The following is a 14,353-nucleotide window of genomic DNA, read 5'->3' as shown; positions in this document are numbered from 1 at the left end:
CTCCACCCTGCGGCCTGCCCGCCGGCTTCGCAGCGGAGCGGGCCGATCGGGTGACCTGGCCGACGGGGACGCGGCCGGGCGAAGCGGGAGGGGCCGCTCACCACGCCTCGCCGCTCTCCGCCGGACGGACCGGGGCGCGCCTGCCCCCGCCGTCCTCCGCCCGGCGCAGCAGCCGGAACGCCAGCAGGGGGAACACCAGCACGGACAGCATCGCGGCGGCGACCAGGGCGGCGGCCTCGCCGGCTCCGATCACCTTCTCGTCCAGGCCGATCGCGGTGATCGCGACGACCAGCGGCAGACAGGTGGACGCGAACAGCCCCAGCGCGGACCTCGGGGCGCGCCCGGTCAGGTCGCGCGGGGCCAGCAGATACGCCGGGACCCCGCGCACCAGCAGGAACAGCAGCAGGAAGACCGGCAGGAGCAGCAGCGGGCGCCCGCCGTCCAGGAGGGCCGCGAGGTCGAAGTCGATGCCCGTGACGATGTAGAAGAACGGCACCAGGAAGCCGAAGCCGATCGCCTCCACCCGCTCCAGGACCTCCCCGCTGCGCTCGGGTACCGCCCCCTGGAGGACGAGCCGGGTCAGCATCCCCGCGGCGAACGCGCCGAGCAGGGTGTCCAGGCCGAAGACATGGGCGAGCCCCAGCATCCCGGCCAGCAGCAGCATCACGAAACGGACGGCGAACTGGCCGCTGCTGTGCAGGGTCATGGCGATGATCCGGGCGAACCACGGCGGCCGGGGCCGCATCGCCCAGAACACCGCGCCCGCCGTGACGACGGCGAACACGGCCAGCACCACGCCCGCCGCACCGGGGCTGCGGCCGCTGAACAGCAGGGCCATCGCGATGATCGGGCCGAACTCGCCGACCGAGCCGAACGCCATCACCACCGACCCGAACCGTCCCTCCAGCCGCCCCGAGTCCCGCAGGATCGGCAGCACCGCGCCCAGTGCGGTGCTGGTGAGCGCGGTGCCGATGACCAGGCTCTTCGCCAGGTCCGCCCCACTGAGCAGCAGGGCGACGCCGAGCCCGGCCGCGAAGGAGACGATCCACGCCCCGCCGGCCCGGCGCAGAGTGGAGCCGCGGACCTCGGCGAACCGGATCTCGTACCCCGCGAGGAAGATCAGCATCGAGAGCCCGAGGTCGGACAGCGTGTCGATGACCTGGTCGTGGTGGGCCCAGCCGAGCACATCGGGTCCGACCAGGACCCCGAGCACGATCTCGAAGATGACGACGGGGACGGACAGCCACCGCCCGGTCGCGTAGCCGAGCAGCGGGGCGAGAACCGCCAGGGCCATGATCAGGACGAGGGTCCCCGGGTACTCCATCGCTCGTGTATAGCAAGGAAAGACCCGTAATCCACCGTTATGACACCCAGCACGCCCACCCGGACACCGCCCGGCCCGGCCCGGCGGGAAAGAGCCACGGGCCGGGCAGAGCACCCGCCGGCCCGGGCGGAGCGCCCGTCAGTCCGGGCGGAGCATCCGCCGATTCGGGCAGAGCATCCGCCGGTCCGCGCGGAGCGCCCGTCAGTCCGGGCAGTGGGCGTCCCGGGCGGGCCGCCGCCCCGTCACCAGGAAGTCGCTGACCACCCGGTCGCCACAGGCATTGCCGTTGCCCAGGTACATCCCGTGCCCGCCCCGCTCCACGGTCACCATCCTGGCCCGCTCGCCGAGCGCCGCCCGCATCCTGAGCGCCCCGGCCAGCGGGGTCGCCGGATCGCGCAGACTCTGGATCATCAGCACGTTCGAGGGCCCCTCGTCGGTGATCCGGGCGGGCCTCGGCTCCTCCTCGTGCTTCCAGAAGGCGCACGGGGTGATGTTCACGGGCATCCCGGCCGTCAGGGGGTACCGCGCCCGGTCGGCGGCGACCCGGCGGGCGTACCCGGAGGCCGGGCCCGGCCAGCGCACGTCGTTGCAGACCACCGCCATCGACACCGCCGCGTCCTCGTCCGGCAGCGGGCCCGCGAGCTCCGGAGGCAGCGCCGGACGGCCCTCCGGGTCGCGCGCCGCCCGGACCAGCCGGGCCAGCGGCGCGAACCCCGCATCACCCTGGAGGGCGCTCTGGAGCGCCTGCCGCAGTCCGTTCCCGGTCAGCGGCACGCCGGGGACGTCCGACTCCCGGGGGGCGCGGTCCAGCTCCCGGGCCAGTGCGAGGAACAGCGGCCGCACGTCCTCGGCCCGCCGGGCCAGCCGCAGCCCCTCGGCATCGCGGGCCGGGTCCGCCGCCCAGGCCGCGAAGTCGGGGAAGCTGCCGGCGGTGCCGGGGCCCACGTTCGCCAGCCAGCCGTACGCCACCCGGGCCGGGTCCGGGTCGCCGGTGCTGTCCAGGACCAGCCGGTCGACGCGGCCCGGGTGCTCCTGGGCGTACACCGCACCGGCGTAACCGCCGTAGGAGTGGGCCCAGACCGACAGCTTCCGCTCGCCGACCGCGGCGCGCAGCCGGTCGATGTCGCGGGCCTGGTTCCGCGTGGTGAGGGACCGCAGCAGGGGGCCGCCGTTGCGGTCGCACGACTCGGCCGTGCGGCGGGACCGTTCGGTGTTCTCCGCGATCGAGCCGTCCGCCGAGGGCCAGGACCGCAGCGTCACCGCGTGCCGGTCCGGCCCGGGGATGCCGCAGGTGGCCCGGGTGGAGCCGCCGACCCCGCGCGGGTCCAGGCTGATCAGGTCGTACGCCCCCTCGGTCGCCTCCCGGAGCGCCTCGCCCTTCTGCGCGAGACGCCGCACCCCCGAGCCGCCGGGGCCGCCGGCGAGCACGAGCAGCGTCCCCCGCCGGGCCTCGGGCCGGTCGGTGCGCAGCCGGGTGACCGCCACGTCGACGGTGCGCCCGCCGGGAGCGCGGTAGTCCAGGGGGACGCGGAGCGTCGCGCACTGCTGCCCGGCGGGGAAGGCCGCCCCCGGCAGCGGGGAGCAGGGGCCCCAGGCGAGCGGAGGTGTGGCGGGGCCCGCCGGGCGGCTGTGCGCGACGGGCGCGCCGACCGCGGTCAGCGTGCCGGCCGCGGCGGCGGCGGAGACGGTGAGAAGGAAGGCTTTACGGGTCCAAGTCGTCATGCGCACAGCCTTGTTGGGCCAGGGGGCACTGCCCATGCGGGAGCCCGGTGGACGCGGGTGGGGGCAGCCCCCGGACGGACCCCCCGGACCACCCCCGCCCGGCCCGAGTGATCAAGGTCACACCGGGTGGACGGAACGCGTCCGCGTTCTAGGGTGTCAGGATGTCTTCCCCCCTCACCTCCGAGCAGCCGCGCCCCACCGCCGCCGCCCCGGCCCCGGACACCGGTGAACCGCCGCCGGACGGCCGGGACCCCTTCTTCGACAACGCGAAGTACCTGGCGATCGTGCTGGTGGCGATCGGACACGCGTGGGAGCCGCTGCCCCCCGGCCGCCTCGTGGAAGCCGCGTACACGTTCATCTACACGTTCCACATGCCGGTGTTCATCCTGATCGCGGGCTACTTCTCGCGGAACTTCGAACTGCGGCCGGACCGGGTGTGGAAGCTGGTCACCAGCCTGCTGGTCCCCTACGTCCTGTTCGAGGTCCTCTACTCGCTCTTCCAGCGGGCGGTGCGCGACCCGGACTACCCGCTGTCGCTGCTGGAGCCCTACTGGCTGCTGTGGTTCCTGCCCGCCCTGTTCCTCTGGCGGCTGTCCACCCCGCTGTGGCAGACGGTGCGCTTCCCGGTGCTGGTCTCGCTCACCGTCGCCGCCCTGGCGACGGTGTCACCGGCCGCCGACGGGAGTCTCCAGATCCAGCGCATCCTCCAGTTCCTGCCGTTCTACGTACTGGGGCTGCGGCTGCGCCCGGAGCACTTCGCGTTCCTCCGGTCCGCCTGGGTGCGGGTCGCCTCGTTGCCGGTGTTCGTGGGCGGGATGCTGCTGGCGTACTGGCTGGTGCCCCGGACGTCGACCTCGTGGTTCTTCCGCAAGAACAGCGCCCAGGAGCTGAGCGTCGACCAGTGGACGGGCCCGACCGCCACGCTCCTGCTGTTCGCGGCCGCCGTCGTGCTGGGCGCGTGCTTCCTCGCCTGGGTGCCCAGGGGCCGCGGCTGGATGACCACGCTCGGCACCGGCACGCTGTACGGGTACCTGCTCCACGGCTTCGTCGTCCGCTCGCTGAACTACGGCGGGTTCTACGACGGCCCGTACTTCGACACCACGATGGGCACGGTCGTCGTCACGCTGGGCGCGGCCGTCATCATGACGCTGCTGTGCACGCCCCCGGTCCGGCGCCTGCTGCGCCCGCTGCTGGAACCGCGCATGGCGTGGGCCCGGCAGAAACCACCGGCCGCCCGAGCGTCCTGAGACGCCGGACGGCCGGGAGGCGGGGGGAGACGCGGCGCCGGTCAGTGATCCACGACGACGGCCCGGCCGAGGACCGCGACGTGCTCCAGGACGTCCTCCAGCGGATCGTCGATCTGGCCCGTCGAGATCAGGGCCACCTGCGGGCCGTTGTGGGCGTCGGTGTGCGTCTCGTCGGCGTGGGCGGCGGTGGCGGGCAGCACCAGCGCGGCCACCATCACTGCCAACGCGGTCAGCTTGGTCTTCATGGCGCAGATGATCGCACGCCCCGCGACGCCGGAAGACCGGCGTCGCGGGGCGTGGGTGCCGGTCTCAGACCCTGTCGGGCCCGGCCGCGGACACCGTTCCGGGGGCCTCGGTCCGCGCCTCGGCCGGAGTCCCCAACAGCGCGGAAGCCGTCTCCAGCGGGGTACGCACGGGGGCCGGGGCGGGCACGGCCGACTCGGCGGTACGACAGGTGAAGCCGAGCTTGGACAGCGCCCGGACGACCTCGGCGGAGCTGAAGTCCCGGCGGTCCTGCCGGGTGATCACCTCACCCACCTGCTTGACGGGGTAGACCCGGCGGCTGATGACCACCGCGTCCCCCGTGACGGGTTCGGGCTTGATGCCCTTCATCGAGTCCTCCACCTCGTTCTTGAACAGATCGAAGGGGAAGCGGGCGATGACACAGCGCATGGTTCCTCAACAGGGATCGAGTGCACGGGGAAATGTGTCGAGTGCACGGAGGGGACGTTCGCAAGCCCCGGACGAGAGGCTCGGTGTACGCGCCGGAGGATCGCCGGGCGTACGGTGCGGCCGGCGGCGGGCCGCCGGCCGCACCGGTCACGCGGCGCGGTTGTTCCGGCGCTGCGAGGCGGCCGCGCGGGCCTCGGGGGTGGGCACTCCGGGACGGCGGCCCCGGGACGGAGCGCCGCTGCCGCCGCGCTTGGTGCCGCGGCCCATGAAGGCGCCGCCGCGGCTGCTGCCGCGCTCCTTGGCCGGGGCGGAGATGACGACCGGGACGCCGGAGGGCGTCTGCGCGCCGGTGATCCGGCTCAGCTCGGCCTCGCCGGAGCGGACCTGGGCGATCTGCGGGGTGATCCCGGCGTCCGCCATCAGCCGGGTCATCTCACGGCGCTGGTTCGGCAGCACCAGGGTGACGACGCTGCCGGACTCCCCGGCGCGGGCGGTACGGCCGCCGCGGTGCAGGTAGTCCTTGTGGTCGCTCGGCGGGTCGACGTTGACGACCAGGTCGAGGTTGTCGACGTGGATGCCGCGCGCCGCGACGTTGGTGGCGACCAGCACGGTGACGTGGCCGGTCTTGAAGCGCTCCAGGGTGCGGGTGCGCTGCGGCTGGGACTTGCCCCCGTGCAGCGCCGCGGCCCGGACCCCGCTGTGCAGCAGGTGGTCGGTGAGCTTGTCCACCGCGTGCTTGGTGTCCAGGAACATGATCACGCTGCCCTCGCGGGCCGCGATCTCCGTCGTGGTGGCGTACTTGTCCGCGCCCTGGACGTACAGGACGTGGTGCTCCATCGTCGTGACGGCGCCGGCGGCCGGGTCGACGGAGTGCACGACCGGGTCCTTCAGGTACGTCCGCACCAGCAGGTCGACGTTGCGGTCCAGGGTGGCCGAGAAGAGCATCCGCTGCCCGTCCGGGTTCACCTGGTCGAGCAGCTCGGTGACCTGCGGCATGAAGCCCATGTCGGCCATCTGGTCGGCCTCGTCGAGGACGGTGATGGTGACCCGGTCCAGCCGGCAGTCGCCGCGCTCGATCAGGTCCTTGAGCCGGCCCGGGGTGGCGACGACGACCTCGGCGCCACCGCGCAGCGCGCTGGCCTGGCGGCCGATGGACATGCCGCCCACCACGGTCGCGATGCGCAGCTTCAGCGACCGGGCGTACGGGGTGAGCGCGTCGGTGACCTGCTGGGCCAGCTCCCGGGTGGGGACGAGGACCAGCGCGAGCGGGCGCTTGGCGTCGGCGCGGCGGCCGGCGGTGCGGGCCAGCAGGGCCAGACCGAAGGCGAGCGTCTTGCCCGAGCCGGTGCGGCCCCGGCCCAGGACGTCACGGCCGGCCAGCGAGTTCGGCAGGGTGGCCGCCTGGATCGGGAAGGGCACGGTCATGCCCTCCGCGAGCAGCGCCGCCTTCAGCGGTGCGGGCATCTCCAGCTCGCCGAAGCTCTCGACGGCGGGGAGGGCCGGGGTGATGGTCACCGGCAGGGCGAACTCGCCCTTGGCGCCGGAGGCGGAGCGGCGGCCGTAGCCACCGGAACGGCCCGAGCCGCCGGAGCCGCCGGAGCGCTTGGGTCCGCCGCCGAAGCCCGCGGCCCGGCGCTCGCCGCCGGAGTGGCGCGGGGCGCCGCCGCCCGAGCGGGTGCGGGAGAATCGGTCGTTGGAGCGGGGTGTGCGTTCGCGGTTCATGCAGAACCTTTCCTCGATGGGGCACGTATCGAGGGATTCTTTTTCGGGAAGCGACCGTGAACGGCACCCAGAATCGCAAGAACGAGCCGATGAAATGACAAAAGAAAACGAAGCCCGGCCGCCGGGAATCAGTACACCGGACGCGGCTCCGTCGGGGGGCGCGCAGCGCGGGCCCCGGAAACGACAACGAGCCGGGGCCCGCACCCCAAGGTGCGGGCCCCAGCTGCGCAGTACTACCTGAGTGATCAGGCGGGGGTGATGTTCTCGGCCTGCGGGCCCTTCTGGCCCTGCGTGACGTCGAAGTTCACCTTCTGGCCTTCCTGCAGCTCACGGAAGCCGCTGGCGGCGATGTTGGAGTAGTGGGCGAAGACGTCGGCGCCGCCGCCGTCCTGCTCGATGAAGCCGAAGCCCTTTTCCGCGTTGAACCACTTCACGGTGCCAGTAGCCATGTCATATCTCCTTAGGGGCAGAGCCCGCGGGCCCACACTGTGCGGACCCAACGTCGCCGCGATGATTACCCCGTCCGGAAGAACACCGGAAATACAAAAGTGCGCCCGCCGACATCCGACCGGCAAGAACACTTGAAGTTTTTGGGAACCACAACTGCAACTGAGATCTACAGTAGCACGATGGGGCGGGAGAGGCGGGTGCCTAATATCACCGGCCGCGTCGGAACAGAAAAGCTTCGGCACGCATTATGCAAAATTCTGTGCTGACCAATGCAGATATTTTCCGGGGCCCGTGAGACCTCCCGGGCCCGGGGCGCCGCGACCCCCTGCGCCCCGGGCCCGAGGGCCCCGGCGCCCGGGGCGCGGCGGCCGTCAGCGCCCGGCGGAACCGCCGGAGCGGACGGGCCGGCCGCGCAGCTCCTCGTTGAGGCGCAGGGCCTCCTCCAGCTGGTCCTCCAGGATGACGATGCGGCAGGCGGCCTCGATGGGCGTGCCGGCGTCGACCAGATCGCGGGCGCGGGCGGCGATGCGCAACTGGTAGCGGGAGTAGCGGCGGTGGCCGCCCTCGGACCGCAGCGGGGTGATCAGACGGGCCTCGCCGATGGCCCGGAGGAACCCCGGCGTCGCACCGATCATCTCCGCGGCTCGCCCCATCGTGTAGGCGGGGTAATCGTCGTCATCGAGCCGGTCGGCGGCGTGCGAGGGGGTCTCCGGGGGCATCTGCACCTCTTCGGTCACGCGTGACGGAGGAGCCGGGCGTCGTACGCCTGCGGGGAGCGCCTCTGCCGCGTACCGCTGCTTCACGTGAGTGCACGAGAAACCCTAATAGCCCGGGTTGGCCATGTCTATCGCGGCCGGAGCAGATTTGGGCCACCGGTCGGAGCACGGCGGGCCGGCCGCCACGGATCGCTGACCGACCGGTCAGTTGTCGCCGGGAGGAACGCGGGGCCATAATGCACGCGTAGCCCTTCACGCATCCCCCGTCGTGAAGGGCTACACCCCTGTCCGGAGCCTGTTTCGGCACCGCGGGGCACAGGATCATTCACGGGCAAGGGACTCCCCTCGTGGTCCCCTGCCCGTGTTTTTTCGAGTTAACAGTGACGTAGAGTGTTTGCGCAAGCTCAGTTCCGACTCCGAGGTGACCGTGGAGGCCCGGATGGCCATGGACGACGGCGACGAACACGGCCCGGAACCCGTCGGCCCCCCCGGCCCGGACGAGCTTCCCCGCCTCGGCTCCCTGCGGGAGAAGGTCGAGTACATGGTCGAGAAGACCTTCCCCGGCCAGAAGGTCTCCGGCCGGGTCTTCGCCGAACTGGTCCGTGACCGCGGCGGCTCGCTGTCGCACAGCTACTTCTCCAACATCCTGGCCGGCAAGGTCACCCAGCCGTCCGAGGACATCCTCAAGGCCCTCGGCCTCGGGTTCGGCGTGGACTGGCGCTTCTTCAAGGAGGAGTCCGAGGTCGTCGACGACGTCGTCGCCGGACTCCAGTTCCTGGCCAAGCGCCGCACCGGGGAGATCAGCGGCCTGGCCGGACGGGGTCTGGACGACGACGGCCTCCCGCCGGAACTGCTGCGGTTCGCCCTGTCCCTGCTGGAGGACGCGGCCCGGGAGAAGGAAGGCCCCGACGCGGAGAGCGGCGGGAAGGATTCCGCCGTGCGCCACCGCGCCCCGGGCCCGGCAGCGTAGCGTCTTGGTCATGTCCCTGCGGAAACTGCGGAAAGAGTGCGAGGCCGGGCTCGCCGACCTGCCCCTCCCGGTCCCCTTCTCGCTGGACGGGCTCGTCGCGAACATGGAGGAGGCCCGGGGGCGCACGATCCGGCTGCACGAGATGCCGGACCGGCTCGCCCGCGTCAACGCCGCCTGCGGACTGCGCCTGAAGGCGGGCGGCACCAGCCTCGTCCTCTACCGCCGCAGGCCGACCGCCTACCAGACCCAGCACGTGATCCTGCACGAGCTGTGCCACGAGTGGTTCGACCACGGGACGACGCTCGACGCGGAGCAACTGCGCACGCTCCTCCCGGTCTTCGACACCTCACTGATCGCCCGGACGATCTCCCCGGCCGCCGCCGAGTCCTTCGCCTCCGGCGGCGGCACCGTCCAGGCCCGTGCGCAGTACGCCACCCATGACGAACGCATGGCCGAATTCGGTGCCTCCCTCATCCCCCGAATGGCACGGGACCTCACCACCGATGACATGGTGGGGCGGCTGGACAACTCCCTGTCCCGCCCGGTGGCCCACCGGCGGCGCGGCCTCTTCCCCGCACGACGGTCCGACGACGCCTGACACGTGCCACCGCCCGCCCGCGGGGCCCCTGTCCCGCACCCCCGACCCGAGGACGAACACCGCCGTGACCCCCCTCGATCTCGCCGGCTACCTGACAGCCGGCCTGATGACGGCCGTTGCCCTGTGGCGTATGCCCGCTGCCCTGTGGGGCGACGAGGAGGACCGCAGGCGCCGGGCCCTGTGGGGCTGCTACGCCGGATTCGCCGTCGCCCTGTGGACGAAGACCGAGGCGGTGCGCACCGGCCTCAACAACAGCGCCGTCACCGACCTCGCCGTCCTCATCAAGCACTACACCGCCACGGTGGCCATTCTGGCCATCCTCAGTTACATCGTGGCCATCTACGGCAGCTACCCCGAAGAGGGCGCGGCCCCCCGCCACGTGCGGTTCGCGCGGCTCGTGCAGAAGCTGGCGGCCAAGGCGTCCGTCGCCACGCTGATCCTGCTGACCGTCCTGTTCTTCACCGTCGTCGACCGCTCCGAGCCCTCGGACCGCTTCGTCTCCGACCACGCCGGGGAAGGGGGCGCCACCCTCTACATGAGCGTGTTCTACCTCTACCTCGGGGCCGCCTCCGCCGTCTGCGCCTTCCAGTGGGCGCTGGCCACCCTCGACACCCGGCGGCGGCATCTGCGCATCGGGCTCGGGATGATGACGTTCGCGATGTTCATCGGCGTCGGCTACACCGTCAGCCGCACGCTCTTCCTGTGGATCAGCGTGGTGGACGAGCCCACCGAGGCGTTCGCCGTGCGGTTCGACCGGGTCACCGAGGCGGCGCAGCTGGTGCTGTTCGTCTTCTTCGCCGTCGGCGCGTCCGTCCCCGCCTTCGCGGCGGGCCCGGCTGTGGCGGGCCCAGGTCCGGCTGCACGCCCTCTGGTACGAGCTGATGACCGTCTTCCCGGACCAGCCGTTCGACCCGCCCGCCTCGCTGCCCCGCGAGCTGACCCGGTTCAACGTCCCGGCCGACCTGCGGGTGGACCGCTGGGCCGCCGACATCGCGGACGCGGTCGAGAAGCTGCGCCACTACGTGCCCGACGGGCTGCTCGACGCCGCCGGACGGGCCGCCGCGCGCGACACGGACGACCCGCGCCGGGCCGAGTCCCTCCGGGACGCCTACTGGATCCGTGCCGCCCTGCTCGCGAAGGACTCCGGCGCACCCGCCGGGCAGGCCGCGACGGTCGCCTCCCAGCACGCGGCGGACCAGGACGGCGAGGTGGCCCGGCTGGTCCGGGTCGCCGCCGCGTACCGCACGGTCGGCGGGGAGCGCGCCCGGGCCGTCCTCGCCGCCGCGGCCACGGCCGCCCCGGCGCGCCCCCGCGGCACGACGGACCAGCCGGCCTGAGCGGCGCGGTCCAGGCAGGTGACACCGCCGGCGACGGGCGGCGGTCCGTCGCGCGTCGGCGACGAGCGCGGCCGTCGACGGGGAGGCGCGCTTCACCGGGTCGAGGCAGCGGCCCCGGGCGGTCAGGGAGTCATCGTCCGTGTCGGGGCCTTCATCGGGGCGATCGGCCCGGGGGGCCTCCTGCCCGACCGGGACGGTGCGGCCGCCCGGTCGCGGAGGCGCGCGCGCCCGCAGGGGCCGCCCCGTTTGCGGGGGCGGCGGACACCCGGTTACGTGGAGGGGCGCGACGATTCCGTGCTTCGGCTCAGTGCTTCGGCGGGGCCGCACGTCCACTCCCGCACCTGGAGGTGCCTCCGATGGCGAAGAACCGGTCCGCATCCCGCAAGGGCCTGCGCGGCGGCAAGGCCGGGCTCGTGCTGAGCCTGGGCAGCAGCGCGCTCGCGGTCATCAGGGCGTCCAAGCAGGTCCGCCGGGCCAAGGGCACGCACGACAGGCTGAACACCGCCGACGCGGTGGCGGGGCTGCTGCCGCTGATCACCTCGGCCGCACTCGTACTGCGGCAGCTGCGCGGCCGCCGGCGGGAGCACCCGGAAGCCGCCTGACCGCCCGGAAGCCGCCCGGCCCGGCCAGGACACGCCCGCGGCCGCCCCCTCCGGACCCCGCTCCGGAGGGGGCGGCCGCTCTTCCGGGGCCGTCACTCCGGAGGGGTCGGCCGTACCACCGGCGGGCCCTCGCGGATGCGGGAGGCCAGTACGGCGATGTCGTCCTCCGCCTCCTCGCCGAACCGGTCCAGCACCTGGTCCAGCAGGTCCTCCAGCCGTCCGCCCGCCGGCAGCGTCAGCGAGGCCAGCCGCTGCACGGACACGTCGATGTCCTCGCCCCGGCGCTCCACCAGGCCGTCGGTGTACATGAACAGCACGGTTCCCGGGCCGCAGGGCACGGAAGCGGTCCGGTACCCGCCGAATCCGGTCCCGAGCGGCGGCCCCACCGGCACCGGCACGATCCGGGCCCCGGCCGCGCCCGGGTCGATGAACACCGGCGGCAGGTGGCCCGCGCTGGCCACCTCGCACATCCCGCCGAACCGGTCGACGACGGCGAGGAGGCACGTCGCCGCCCGGTCCAGGCCCGACCGCTCCACCATGGCGTCGAGCCGCTCCAGGATCAGGTGGGGCCGCAGGTCCTCCCCCGCCAGCAGCCGCAGCAGTGAGCGGTACTGGCCCATGGCGACGGCCGCCTCCACGCCGTGCCCCATCACGTCGCCCATCGCCTTGAGGTGCCGCCCGTCCGGGAGCGGTACGACGTCGAACCAGTCCCCGCCGACCAGGACGCCCCGGTCGGCGGGGAGGTAGCGGGTGGCGATCTCGACGTGCGGGTGGGGCCCCCGGGGTTCGGAGAGCAGGGCGCGCTGGAGTTCGCGGGCGATGCTGTGCTCGTGGTCGTAGCGGCGGGCGTGGTCGAGGCCCACGCCCGCCCGGACGGCGAGTTCCCGGGCGACGGCCACGTCCTGGTCGCTGAAGGCGGGGGCGCCCTCGGCCCGGACGAGGCTGAGCGTGCCGAGCGGCCGGCTGCGGGCGACGAGCGGCACGATGAGCGCTTGTCGCAGACCGATCGCGAGGGAAGCGGCTACCCGCTCCGAGGTGGCGGCGCTGCGCTCCAAGCCCTCGTCGGTCCAGTCGTCGAGGACCGGTCGGTTCCCCGTCAGACAGCGGGTCACCGCGGAGTCCGCCGCGAAGTCGACGTACTCCCCGGGATGACCGAACCGCTGCACCTGCTCGTCGAGATCGCCGACGCGCCGCAGCGCGGCCCGTCGCAGCCGTACGACACCGGGGGCCGGGCGGCGCGCGGCGTGCCCGACCTCGGGCGGGAACACGTCGACCGCCGCGACGTCGGCGAACGCTGGCACCACGAACGAGGCGAGTTCGCGGCAGGTGGTGTCCATGTCGAGCGTCGTGCCGATCCGGACGGCCGCGGTGCTGAGAAGGGCGACGTGCCCGCGGGCCACCTCCAGCTCCTCGTGCTGACGGGCGATGTCGGTGATCTCCACGATGATCGCCATCAGACCGCACACCGACTCGTCCGCGCCCAGCCGGTGGTAGGTGGCACGCCAGAGGCACTCGTCCTCCTCGGTCGCCCCCCAGGTGCGCCCCTGGATCGTCTCCTCGCGGGGCTTTCCGTCGGCCAGGACGGCGCGCAGGACGGCGGCCTGGCCGCGCAGGTCGGGCAGTACCTCGGGGAAGGTCCGTCCGAGGTGGGCGGCGGAGGACAGGCCGTTGAGGCGTTCGAGGGCCGGGTTGACGTAGGTGTAGCGGAGTTCGTGGTCGAGGACCGCGACAGCGGCCGGATTGCCGTCGAAGAGGGCCGCGACGGTCTTCGGGTCGAAGAACGACGGCATCCCGTCGTCGCAGGTGTCGGCGTGCACGGACGTGCCTCCCGCCCTCGTCGGCTCCTGGATCTCCATCGTCTGCCTCCCGGCCCCGTACCGCATCCGCAGTACGCCCGGTCAGCGCACGGTGCGCGTCCGGGCCCGGCGCGGACCGGGACCGAGGCCGAGGTGCAGATCCAGATCCAGGGTGCCTTCGGTGGCCTCGGCGTCGGGCGACAGGGCGAGAGCTTCACCGACCGGCCCCGGCAGACTGCCGGAACCCAGCAGTCCGGTGACCAGCGCGGTGGTGAGGCGGTGCCACGCGGGAGCCCGGCGAATCATGGCGTGGTCGCCGCCCCGGACGGTGATCATGCAGCTACGGGCGCCGGCACGGCGGGCCCGAGCAGTGAGGGACTGGGTGGCCTGGGGGCTGGTCATCCGGTCCCGGTTGCCGTGCACCAGGACGACGTCCCGGCCGGCGAGCTGGGTGACCGGGTCCCCCGGCGGACACCAGGGCGCGAGCCCGACCACGCCCCGCACCAGGGGGTGACCGGCGGCGCCGAGGGCGGCGCGCGCCCCCATGGAGTGGCCCAGGAGCACCAACGGCAGGTCCTCTCCCGCTTCCTCCCGCAGCGCGTCGAGGGCGGCCAGGGCGTCGCGGAGGGGGTCCGCGCGGGCGCCGTTCCAGCCCCGGTGGGCGTACCGCACCCGCGTCACGAGAAGGGTCTCACCGGCGGCCCGGCCGATGGCCCGGACGAAGGGGCGCATCCGTACGCCGGGCAGATTCAGCGGACCCGGCGGCGGGGGTTCCGTACCTGTCTCACGGCCCCCGTGCAGGACGAGAACCGCTGCCGACGGCGGTCGTTGGGCCACGCGTACCTCCAGGTCCGGGTGCGGGGCGCAGGGCCCCCTCTCCCCGTATTCGGCGCCGAGGCCGGTCCGGACGGGTGGGCGTCAGCACACGACGCACCGCCCCCGCGCCTCAGCGGCGGAGGGCCTCGGCGGGTTCCCCGCGGGAAGCACGCCACGAAGGATAGATGCCGGCCGTCGGCCCGGTGACCGGTCCCGCGTACCGTCGGCGTGGAGCACGGAGTCCGCGCTCGACCGTCGGGGCCGCGACCACGGCGGTCCACCACAGAAGGAGTCTCAATGACGAAGTCAAGCCGCCTGCGTGAGCGGCAGGACGGGGGTGAAGACTCGTCCGTCACGGAGCAGAGCCCAGAGCACGCTGGC

The 14,353-nt window shown here is 73.4% G+C and carries 13 protein-coding genes and 1 pseudogene; 5 read left to right on the top strand and 9 right to left on the bottom strand.

Going from position 1 to position 14,353, the window contains the following annotated elements; all coding sequences use genetic code 11:
• Positions 1–97: 97 nt before the first annotated feature.
• The gene (locus ACIQMU_RS30765) at positions 98–1,324 is read right to left on the bottom strand and encodes a cation:proton antiporter (RefSeq protein WP_352243654.1); all 1,227 of its coding nucleotides are present in this window, start codon (positions 1,322–1,324) and stop codon (positions 98–100) included.
• Between the two features lie 201 nt (positions 1,325–1,525).
• Positions 1,526–3,046, bottom strand: coding sequence for an alpha/beta hydrolase (locus ACIQMU_RS30760; RefSeq protein WP_352243655.1), 1,521 nt, complete (start codon positions 3,044–3,046; stop codon positions 1,526–1,528).
• A gap of 161 nt (positions 3,047–3,207) precedes the next feature.
• Here ACIQMU_RS30760 and ACIQMU_RS30755 point away from each other — a divergent pair, with 161 nt between their 5' ends.
• On the top strand, positions 3,208–4,293 hold the full coding sequence (locus ACIQMU_RS30755; RefSeq protein ID WP_352243656.1) for an acyltransferase family protein: 1,086 nt from the start codon (positions 3,208–3,210) through the stop codon (positions 4,291–4,293).
• Positions 4,294–4,334: 41 nt separating this feature from the next.
• Here ACIQMU_RS30755 and ACIQMU_RS30750 read toward each other — a convergent pair whose 3' ends face one another.
• From ACIQMU_RS30750 to ACIQMU_RS30730, 5 genes are all read right to left on the bottom strand, one after another.
• Positions 4,335–4,538: a hypothetical protein gene (locus ACIQMU_RS30750; protein ID WP_352243657.1), complete on the bottom strand. Its 204-nt coding sequence runs from the start codon at positions 4,536–4,538 to the stop codon at positions 4,335–4,337.
• A gap of 64 nt (positions 4,539–4,602) precedes the next feature.
• Positions 4,603–4,965, bottom strand: a complete 363-nt coding sequence (locus ACIQMU_RS30745; protein ID WP_352243658.1) for an SCO5918 family protein — start codon at positions 4,963–4,965, stop codon at positions 4,603–4,605.
• A gap of 147 nt (positions 4,966–5,112) precedes the next feature.
• Positions 5,113–6,687, bottom strand: coding sequence for a DEAD/DEAH box helicase (locus ACIQMU_RS30740; RefSeq protein ID WP_402690166.1), 1,575 nt, complete (start codon positions 6,685–6,687; stop codon positions 5,113–5,115).
• Between the two features lie 245 nt (positions 6,688–6,932).
• The gene (locus ACIQMU_RS30735; RefSeq protein ID WP_015609674.1) at positions 6,933–7,136 is read right to left on the bottom strand and encodes a cold-shock protein; all 204 of its coding nucleotides are present in this window, start codon (positions 7,134–7,136) and stop codon (positions 6,933–6,935) included.
• Between the two features lie 372 nt (positions 7,137–7,508).
• Entirely contained in the window at positions 7,509–7,856 is a 348-nt protein-coding gene (locus tag ACIQMU_RS30730) for a MerR family transcriptional regulator (RefSeq protein WP_352243660.1), read from the bottom strand.
• A 391-nt stretch (positions 7,857–8,247) separates the two neighbouring features.
• Between ACIQMU_RS30730 and ACIQMU_RS30725 the strand changes: the two genes are divergently transcribed.
• From ACIQMU_RS30725 to ACIQMU_RS30710, 4 genes and pseudogenes are all read left to right on the top strand, one after another.
• Positions 8,248–8,823, top strand: coding sequence for a hypothetical protein (locus ACIQMU_RS30725; RefSeq protein ID WP_352243661.1), 576 nt, complete (start codon positions 8,248–8,250; stop codon positions 8,821–8,823).
• A 10-nt stretch (positions 8,824–8,833) separates the two neighbouring features.
• Positions 8,834–9,421: a toxin gene (locus ACIQMU_RS30720; protein ID WP_352243662.1), complete on the top strand. Its 588-nt coding sequence runs from the start codon at positions 8,834–8,836 to the stop codon at positions 9,419–9,421.
• A gap of 64 nt (positions 9,422–9,485) precedes the next feature.
• Positions 9,486–10,758 (top strand): annotated as a pseudogene (locus tag ACIQMU_RS30715) (MAB_1171c family putative transporter).
• 356 nt (positions 10,759–11,114) lie between these two features.
• Positions 11,115–11,360: a hypothetical protein gene (locus ACIQMU_RS30710; protein ID WP_352243664.1), complete on the top strand. Its 246-nt coding sequence runs from the start codon at positions 11,115–11,117 to the stop codon at positions 11,358–11,360.
• Between the two features lie 92 nt (positions 11,361–11,452).
• Here the strand turns inward: ACIQMU_RS30710 and ACIQMU_RS30705 are convergent, their stop codons facing one another.
• Both ACIQMU_RS30705 and ACIQMU_RS30700 read right to left on the bottom strand, forming a co-directional pair.
• Entirely contained in the window at positions 11,453–13,216 is a 1,764-nt protein-coding gene (locus ACIQMU_RS30705; protein WP_402690165.1) for a SpoIIE family protein phosphatase, read from the bottom strand.
• Positions 13,217–13,258: 42 nt separating this feature from the next.
• On the bottom strand, positions 13,259–13,993 hold the full coding sequence (locus tag ACIQMU_RS30700) for an alpha/beta family hydrolase (protein ID WP_402690164.1): 735 nt from the start codon (positions 13,991–13,993) through the stop codon (positions 13,259–13,261).
• Positions 13,994–14,353 lie beyond the last annotated feature (360 nt).

Source organism: Streptomyces sp. NPDC091649 (assembly GCF_044756785.1).
Classification (GTDB): Bacteria; Actinomycetota; Actinomycetes; order Streptomycetales; family Streptomycetaceae; genus Streptomyces.
Note: the sequence above shows the minus strand (reverse complement) of the source record. Positions and strands in the feature narration are given on the sequence as shown.